The sequence below is a fragment of the Paractinoplanes rishiriensis genome, from assembly GCF_016862375.1.
Taxonomy (GTDB): domain Bacteria; phylum Actinomycetota; class Actinomycetes; order Mycobacteriales; family Micromonosporaceae; genus Actinoplanes; species Actinoplanes rishiriensis.
In genome coordinates this window covers 171,615-179,442 of sequence record NZ_BOMV01000065.1, presented here as the reverse complement: position 1 = coordinate 179,442, position 7,828 = coordinate 171,615, and the positions used below count along the sequence as shown (strand labels likewise).

General features: G+C 72.4%; 8 protein-coding genes. 6 read left to right on the top strand and 2 right to left on the bottom strand.

The features are described from left to right. Positions 1–76 precede the first annotated feature (76 nt). Positions 77–988: an AEC family transporter gene (locus tag Ari01nite_RS31545; protein ID WP_203785856.1), complete on the bottom strand. Its 912-nt coding sequence runs from the start codon at positions 986–988 to the stop codon at positions 77–79. Between the two features lie 96 nt (positions 989–1,084). Here Ari01nite_RS31545 and Ari01nite_RS31540 point away from each other — a divergent pair, with 96 nt between their 5' ends. From Ari01nite_RS31540 to Ari01nite_RS31530, 3 genes are all read left to right on the top strand, one after another. Beyond that, on the top strand, positions 1,085–1,993 hold the full coding sequence (locus tag Ari01nite_RS31540) for a phosphotransferase (protein ID WP_239163192.1): 909 nt from the start codon (positions 1,085–1,087) through the stop codon (positions 1,991–1,993). Between the two features lie 59 nt (positions 1,994–2,052). Beyond that, positions 2,053–2,640 (top strand): TetR family transcriptional regulator, encoded by a 588-nt coding sequence (locus tag Ari01nite_RS31535; RefSeq protein ID WP_203785855.1) that lies wholly within the window; start codon positions 2,053–2,055, stop codon positions 2,638–2,640. Between the two features lie 145 nt (positions 2,641–2,785). Beyond that, positions 2,786–3,649 carry a GDSL-type esterase/lipase family protein gene (locus Ari01nite_RS31530; protein ID WP_203785854.1) on the top strand — a complete coding sequence of 288 codons (864 nt, stop codon included), beginning with the start codon at positions 2,786–2,788 and terminating at the stop codon, positions 3,647–3,649. Here Ari01nite_RS31530 and Ari01nite_RS31525 read toward each other — a convergent pair. After that, the gene (locus Ari01nite_RS31525; RefSeq protein WP_203785853.1) at positions 3,639–5,030 is read right to left on the bottom strand and encodes an AAA family ATPase; all 1,392 of its coding nucleotides are present in this window, start codon (positions 5,028–5,030) and stop codon (positions 3,639–3,641) included. The two genes, Ari01nite_RS31530 and Ari01nite_RS31525, sit on opposite strands and share 11 nt — an antisense overlap. Before the next feature lie 114 nt (positions 5,031–5,144). Here Ari01nite_RS31525 and Ari01nite_RS31520 point away from each other — a divergent pair, with 114 nt between their 5' ends. From Ari01nite_RS31520 to Ari01nite_RS31510, 3 genes are read left to right on the top strand one after another with little or no spacing between them, the layout of a single operon-like run. After that, on the top strand, positions 5,145–6,020 hold the full coding sequence (locus Ari01nite_RS31520; protein WP_239163191.1) for an ABC transporter permease: 876 nt from the start codon (positions 5,145–5,147) through the stop codon (positions 6,018–6,020). A 12-nt stretch (positions 6,021–6,032) separates the two neighbouring features. Then, positions 6,033–7,055, top strand: a complete 1,023-nt coding sequence (locus tag Ari01nite_RS31515; protein ID WP_203785852.1) for a taurine ABC transporter substrate-binding protein — start codon at positions 6,033–6,035, stop codon at positions 7,053–7,055. Next, a complete protein-coding gene (locus tag Ari01nite_RS31510) occupies positions 7,042–7,827 on the top strand; it encodes an ABC transporter ATP-binding protein (RefSeq protein ID WP_203785851.1) in 786 nt (261 codons plus the stop codon). The genes Ari01nite_RS31515 and Ari01nite_RS31510 overlap by 14 nt, the downstream gene beginning before the upstream one ends. Position 7,828 lies beyond the last annotated feature (1 nt).

Sequence of the window (7,828 nt, the reverse complement as noted above, 5' to 3'; positions counted from 1 at the left end):
GAACAGCCTCATAACGCGAACAGCCTCATAACGCGAACAGCCTCATAACGCGAACAGCCTCATAACGCGAACAGCCTCATAACGCGAACAGCAGTGCGATCAGCAGCAGGACCGGGGCGCAGATCACCGTCGACAGGAAGATGGCGTCCCGGGCCAGCACCAGGCCGGTGTCGAAGCGCTGGCCGTACAGGAAGACGTTCTGTGCGGTCGGCAGGCCCGCGAGCACGGTCACCGCGTACGTCTCCTCGGTTTTGAGCCCTAATGTCAGCGCGAGCAGAAACGCCGCCGCCGGCATGGCGGCCACCTTGAGCACCACCGCGACGGCCGCCGGCATCCGGTCCGGGCCGGGGGCGAGCACCCGGCGGCCGGACAGCGACATGCCGAACGCGATCAGCACGACCGGCACCGCGGCGTGCCCGATCAGCGTGAGCGGATCCCAGATCACGGAGGGCAGCCGCACGCCGGTCACCGAGAGCACCGCCCCGAGCAGCACGCCGAGGATCATCGGGTTACGCAGCGTGGCGGTGACCGTCGACCGGACCGACGCGTGCCCGGTCGCGGCCCGCTCCAGCAGCGTCAGCGCCACCGGCGTCATGATCAGCAACTGGAGCATCACGATCGGCACCACGAAAGCCGCGTTGCCGAGCACGTAGGTGGCGATCGGGATGCCGATGTGGTTCGCGTTGACGTAGCCCGAGGCCAGCGCGCCCATGATCCGCGTGCCCCGGTCCCGGCGCCGGGTGACCAGCAGGTGCAGCCCGAAACACACGCACGCCGCCGCGGCCGACACCAGCAGCGGCTCGCTGAACAGCACCCGCAGGTCGGCCTCGGCCACCCCGATGAGCAGCAGGCACGGGTTCAGCACCAGGTAGACGACCCGGCCCAGCACCGCTTCGGCGTTCGCCGGCATCGACCCCCAGCGCCGCAGCCCCCACCCGACCAGCACGATGACGCCGATCAGCGCAAACCCGGAGAGCGCGGCGATCATGGATGCAGACGCTACCGCCGCCCGCCGGACCCGGCAGAATCTGGTGACGTGCGTGACAAACCAGCGGGCGTGAGTGAGTCAGACCTGCAAACGGCCTTGACCCGACACTGGGGCATTTCAGATCTGTCCCTGGAATACCGGCCGGTGGGCGCCGGCAGCTACCACTGGTCGACGCCCACCCACTGGATCACCGTCGACCGCGCTCCCGGCGAGGCCGCCTTCGCCCGCCTGGACCGCGCCTTGCGGACCGCCCGGGGGCTGCGCCTGGATTTCGTGGTGGCGCCGCTGCCGACAGATCAAGACCGGGTTCTGGTACGCGTGGCGCCCGGCTGGGCGATGTCGGTCTTCCCGCTGATCGACGGGGTCGCCGGCGAGTTCGGCGAGCACCCGCCCGAGGACCGCGCCGCGGTGACCGACCTGCTGATCGCACTGCACGCGGTCCCACTCGACGGCCCGGCCGAAGCTGATCTGCCCGGGAGCGATCTTGCCCGCACCGATCTGCGGCTGCCGGGGCGCGACCGGCTCGAGGCCGCCCTGGCCGACGCCGCCCTGGCCGACGCCGCCTCCGGGCCGTGGACTTCCGGCCCCTACGCGGAGCCCGTCCGGCAACTCCTGGCCGGACACGCCGCAACGATCCGTGCCTGGCTGGCCGAGTTCGACGACCTGGCCGCCGCGGTCCGGGCCGCCGGCACCGACTGGGTGATCACGCACGGCGAACCGCATCCCGGCAACATTCTGCGCACCCCCACCGGCCTTCGGATGATCGACTGGGACACGGTGCTGGTCGCGCCGCCCGAGCGGGACCTCTGGATGATCCCCGACCAGGTCGCGCGCTACGCCGCCGGCACCGGACGGGCCGTCACCGCGGCCGGCCTCACGCTCTATCGCCGCTGGTGGGCGCTGAGCGACGTCACCGTGTACGTCACCGACCTGCGCCGCCCGCACACCGCGGGCGGTGACGCGGCCGACGCGCTCACCTATCTCAGTAGCTACTTCTCTCAGTAGCTTCTTCTCTCAGGAGCTACTTCGATGATGTTCGATAAGCCATGGCCTACCATCTCCGGATGACCACGCCCACGCCGAGCCTGGCGGAGCGCAAGCGACAGCTCGTGGTGGACGAGCTCACCGAGGCGGCGCTGCGGGTGCTGGCCGCCAAGGGCTTCGACGCCACCACGGTGGACGAGATGGTGGCCGCGGCCGGGGTGTCCCGGCGCACCTACTTCCGCTACTTCGCGTCGAAGGAGGACGTCGTGGTCCGGCTGCTGGCCGACCTGGGCGCCGTGATGCGGGCCGAACTCCAGCGCCGCCCACCGGACGAACCCGCCGGCGCCGCCCTGCGCCACGCCGTCGCGGCCGCGGTGGCCGACTGGGCCGGCCAGCCCGACCGGGCGCTGCGCGTGGTCCGCATGGTGCTGCACACCCCCGCCCTGCACGCGAGCTTTCTGCAACGCGAGGCCCAGTGGCGCGACGATCTGGCCGCACTGCTCATTTCCCGTACGCCCGGCCGCGGCGACCTCTATCCCCAGCTCGCCGCCGGCATCGCCCTGACGGTGTTCCACGCCGTCCTGCAGCGCTGGTGCGACAGCAACGGCACCGCCGACCCGATGGCCCTGCTGGACCGGGCCTTCGTCCAGGTAGCCCCGGCCCTCTGAAACCTCGGACCGGCTCGCTGGCAGGCCAGCCGGCCGTCGGCCCCGGCGGCGAGATCACCCGGACCGCGGTAGCGGGGTCCGCGCCGGGCCTCGGGGTGATGACATACTGTGCCGGAGTTGTCGCTGTTCGTCACGACGGGGGTTGATGGTGCGCCGCTGGCATGTCGCAGTTCTGGCCGTCCTCGGGGTGCTGGCGCTGGCCTGTGAAGGGGGCGCGGGCGCGGGGGGTGGTGGCGGTGGTGATCCGGCGCCGACGGCTAGCGCCAAGGGGTATCCGAACTCGATGGCGGCGCTCGGTGACTCCATTTCGGCCGGGTTCGGCAGCTGTGGCGCGTACCTGGTCTGTGGTCGTAACTCCTGGTCCACCGGGACGGCCGAGGCGGTGGACAGTCACTACCGGCGGATCCTGGCGAAAAACTCGAAGATCAGGGGGAACGTGCGGAACTTCGCGCGGCCGGGGGCCGAGGCGGACGCGCTGGCGGGGCAGGCCGCGCGGGCCGTGGACATGAAGGCGCAGTACGTGACGGTCCTGATCGGAGCCAACGACGCCTGTGCCGACCGGGTGACCGGGATGACCTCGGTGGCCACGTTCCGCGCCGAGGTGGACCGGGCGCTGGACCGGCTCAAGGCGGGGCTGCCGAAGTCGCGGATCCTGGTGGCCAGCATCCCGGACGTCTACCGGCTGTGGGAGATGGGCCGGGAGTCCACCCAGGCGGTCCGGGTGTGGGACCGGCTGGACATCTGCCCGTCGATGCTGGCCAACCCGAACTCGGAGGCGGACGCGGACGAGGACCGGCGCCGGGCCGTGCGGGACCGGATCGACGCCTACAACGACGAGTTGCGGGAACTCTGCCGCGGGTACGGCAAGAAGTGCCGCTGGGACGGCGGGCAGGTGCACCAGGTGCGGTACGGCCTGGACCGGGTCAACCAGGTCGACTACTTCCACCCGAACCTGGAGGGGCAGGCCGACCTGGCGGACGTGACGTTCCCGCGCCGCTTCAACTGGTGACCTGCAGCGACCCGAGCAGCGACCGGGTCACGTTCTGGGCCTCGCCGAGCATCTCGCGCAGTGCCTGGGCCAGGTCGTCGTCGGCCGGATCGCGGTCGTCCTCGGCGGCGATCAGCACGCAGCGGCGCACCAGTTCCTTCACGAACGACGCGGTCACGCCGTCGGCGCGGGCCGCGGCGTCGTCCAGCGCGGCGCTGCTGAACGGCAGGCCCCGGGCGTACCGGGCCAGCAGCAGGCGGCGGGCCGCCTGGTCGGGCAGCGGGACCTCGACGGCCAGGTCGACCCGGCCGGGGCGCTGCGCCAAAGCGGGTTCGAGCACGTCCACCCGGTTGGTGGTCAGCAGGAACGCCACGTCGGCGTCGTCGGCCAGGCCGTCCAGCGCCTCGAGCACCTCGAACAGCAGCGGCTGCGCGCCGGGATGGTGGCCGCGGTCCTCGGCCACCAGGTCGCAGTCTTCGAGCACCACCAGCGCCGGCTGCAGCGCCCGGGCCATCCGGGCGGCCTCGGACACGTACTGGATGGACGGGCCGGCCAGCAGGATCACGGTGAGCTCGGGCAGCGCGCCCAACAGGTAGCGGACGGTGTGCGTCTTGCCGGTGCCGGGCGGGCCGTACAGCAGCAGGCCGCGCTTGAGGTGCTGGCCCGCGGCGCGCAGCCGGTCGCGGTGCCGGGCCACCCCGGCGACGTGCCGGTGCAGCCGGTCGAGCACGCCGGCCGGCAGGATGATGTCGTCGGGGGTGAGCGCGGGGCGGCGGTGGAACGTGATGCCGCCGACGCCGGGTTCGAAGTCGGAGCCGCCCAGGGTCAGCACCTGGCGGCGCAGCACCGAGCTCGCCAGCATCTGCGCGTGCACGGCGTCGATCAGCGCGGCCGCGGTGCCGGGGGCGGCGGCCAGCACCTCCATCCGGGCGGCGGCGCTGCCGTAGCGCGGGTCGGCGGCCCGCTGGAGCACGGCCACCGGCGCGCCGCCGAACCGGAACAGGCGCAGGCCGAACGCGACCACCTCGCGGGTGTCGTCGGGGCCGGTCGCGACGCTGGTGTAGTCGACCGGGCCGAGCGGGAACTGGCCGAAGCGCCCGGCGTTCTCCAGGATCTCGCTGAGCGAGTGGTGCCGGCGCTGCTCGCCGCCGCCGATGCCGACCAGGTCGTGCCGGTCGCCGCGGCGCTCGATCTCGCCGAGCGCGATGTCCAGGTCGACGAACCGGTAGGCCGGCACGTCCTCGCTGACCACCGGGACCCGGCGCGGGTCGACGCCGAGGTGTTCCCGGACCGGCGGCAGCAGCGCGCTCTCGTCATCGGGGGGCGCGCCGCGGTGCTCGGCGACGACCTCGTTGAGGAACGCGCGGAACGTCTCCACGAACTGTGCGGTCCGCTCGTCCATGCCCTGCACGGTAGCCGAGAGCGGGCCCGGCGCGCGCCCATTTGCCGGGACGACCACTTGCCATAAAGCCGATGGGTGAGATAGGAAATAGCCACCTGCCACCTGGAGTGCCTCTTGACCACCTCGTTGTCCACCCCGCCGGCCGCGCCCGCGGCCGAGAGCGCCAGCGCCGGCTCGGTCGCCACCCGGCCGGTGCTCGGCCCGCGCGCCGGCCGGCACCGCCGCATGGCGCTGCGCCTGCTCGCGCTGGCCGTCCTGTATGGCCTGTGGGAGCTCGCGGCGCGCACCACGCAGAACCCGACGTTCATCCCGTCGCCGGCGGCGGTCTGGCACCAGCTGATCGTCACCTCGACGGTGCACGACGGCATCCGCGGCTACAGCGGGCACCTGCTGATCGAGCACCTCGGGATCAGCCTGCGCCGGATCCTGATCGGCTCGGCGATCGGCGTGGCCGGCGGCCTGGTACTCGGCCTGATCATGGGCACGGTCGGCTGGATCCGGGTGGTCACCGAGCCGGTGGTCACGTTCGTCCGGGCGCTGCCGCCGCTGGCCTACTTCAGCCTGTTCATCATCTGGTTCGGCATCGACGAGACGCCGAAGCTGTGGCTGCTCTCGATCGCCGCGCTGCCGCCGGTCGCGGTCGCCACCGCGGCGGCCGTGCAGAACGCGCCGACCGGGCTGGTCGAGGCCGCCCGGGCGCTCGGCGCCGGCCGCTGGCAGGTGGTCCGCGACGTGGTGCTGCCGAACGCGCTGCCGGAGATCTTCACCGGCGTGCGGCTCGCGGTCGGCGTCGCCTACTCCTCGGTGGTCGCCGCCGAGACGATCAACGGCGTACCCGGCATCGGCGGCATGGTGCGCGACGCGCAGCGCTACTCGCAGACCGACGTGGTCGTGCTCGGACTCTTCGCCATCGGCCTCTCCGGCCTGCTCATCGACGCCCTGCTGCGGATCACCGAGGACCGGCTGATCCCGTGGCGGGGCCGCGCCTAGATAGGGAAAGTCATGAAAAAGGTATTGGCCGTGTTCGCGGTGCTGCTCACTGCCGCATGTGGAAACGGGGCCGCCAGCGGTGGCGGCGCGAGCCCCGAGAAGAAGACCATCCGGCTCGCGTACCAGGCGTTCCCGAGCGGCGACCTGATCGTCAAGAACCAGGGCCTATTGGAGAAGGCGCTGCCCGACTACCAGATCACCTGGACCAAGTTCGACTCCGGCGCGAGCATCAACACCGCGTTCGTGGCCAGGAGCGTGGACATCGCGGCGATCGGGTCGTCGCCGGTCGCGCGTGGCCTGTCCGCGCCGCTGAACATCCCGTACCAGGTCGCCTTTGTCCTTGACGTGGCCGGCGACAACGAGGCACTGGTGGCCCGCAACGGTTCGGGCGTCACCGGCGTGGCCGGGCTGCGCGGCAAGAAGGTGGCCACGCCGTTCGCCTCGACCGCGCACTACAGCCTGCTCGCGGCGCTGGCCCAGGCCGGGGTCGAGGAGTCCGAGCTGACCATCGTGGACCTGGAGCCGCAGGACATCCAGGCCGCCTGGACCCGCGGCGACCTGGACGCGGCCTACACCTGGCTGCCGTCGCTCGCCGAGATAAAGAAGACCGGCAAGGTGCTGATCAGCAGCCGCCAGCTGGCCACCGCCGGCAAGCCCACGCTGGACCTGGGCGTGGTCTCGACGGCGTTCCTCACCGCGCACCCGGAGGCGGTGGACGCCTGGCGCAAGGCCGAGGCACAGGCGCTCGACCTGATCGCGTCCGACCCGGCGGCCGCCGCCAAGGCGATCGGCGTCGAGCTCAACCTCAGCCCCGCGGAAGCCCAGGAGCAGCTCAGTCAGGGCGTGTTCCTGAAGCCGGCCGAGCTGGCGTCGCCCGAGTGGCTGGGCACCGAGGCGCAGGTCGGCAAGCTGGCCGACAACCTGGTCAGCGCGGCCGAGTTCCTCAAGTCGCAGCAGAAGATCGACGCCGTGCCCGCGCTGGCCGACGTGCAGAAGTCCATCTACGTCAAGGGCCTGCCGGATGTCCTCGGCTGAGCAGGCCGCCGTCATTCCCGGGGCCATCACTCTGGACGGCGTCGAGCACCGCTACGGCGACGTCACCGCGGTCGGTCCGGTCGACCTGACCGTGCCGCCGGGGGAGTTCCTGGTGCTGGTCGGCGCGTCCGGCTGCGGCAAGAGCACGCTGTTGCGGCTGATCGCCGGCTTCGAGGAACCAACCCGGGGCACCGTACGCACGGACGGCCGCGCCCCGATGCCCGGGCGCGGGGCCGGCCTGGTCTTCCAGCAGCCCCGGCTGTTCCCGTGGAAGACGGTCGGCGGCAACGTCGCGCTCGCGCTGCGCTACGCGGGGGAACCGGCCACCGCCGGGCGGGTGGACGAACTGCTCGGCCGGGTCGGCCTGCACGACGTGGGCGGGCGGCGCACCTGGCAGATCTCCGGCGGCCAGCAGCAGCGGGTCGCCATCGCCCGGGCGCTGGCCGTGGACAATCCGCTGCTGCTGCTCGACGAGCCGTTCGCGGCGCTGGACGCGCTCACCCGCGAGCGCCTCCAGGAGGACCTGCGCAACGTGTCCGCGGCGACCGGGCGGACGTGCGTGTTCGTCACGCACAGCGTGGACGAGGCGGTGTTCCTGGGCAGCCGGGTGGTGGTGCTGACGCCGCGGCCCGGCCGGATCGCCCTGGACCTGGCGGTCGACCTGCCGCGTTCCGGGGTGGCCGCGGCGGAGCTGCGGGGGCTGCCGCATTTCGCCGCGCTGCGCGCGGAGGTCGGTGCGGCGGTACGCACGGAGGCCGCGGCAGCCGCTTAGG

Excerpts from the sequence above, each read along its gene's own strand:
- Ari01nite_RS31535 (WP_203785855.1), top strand. The coding sequence starts at position 2,053 with ATGACCACGCCCACGCCGAGCCTGGCGGAGCGCAAGCGACAGCTCGTG.
- Ari01nite_RS31545 (WP_203785856.1), bottom strand. The coding sequence starts at position 988 with ATGATCGCCGCGCTCTCCGGGTTTGCGCTGATCGGCGTCATCGTGCTG.
- Ari01nite_RS31530 (WP_203785854.1), top strand. The coding sequence starts at position 2,786 with ATGGTGCGCCGCTGGCATGTCGCAGTTCTGGCCGTCCTCGGGGTGCTG.
- Ari01nite_RS31510 (WP_203785851.1), top strand. The coding sequence starts at position 7,042 with ATGTCCTCGGCTGAGCAGGCCGCCGTCATTCCCGGGGCCATCACTCTG.
- Ari01nite_RS31515 (WP_203785852.1), top strand. The coding sequence starts at position 6,033 with ATGAAAAAGGTATTGGCCGTGTTCGCGGTGCTGCTCACTGCCGCATGT.
- Ari01nite_RS31525 (WP_203785853.1), bottom strand. The coding sequence starts at position 5,030 with ATGGACGAGCGGACCGCACAGTTCGTGGAGACGTTCCGCGCGTTCCTC.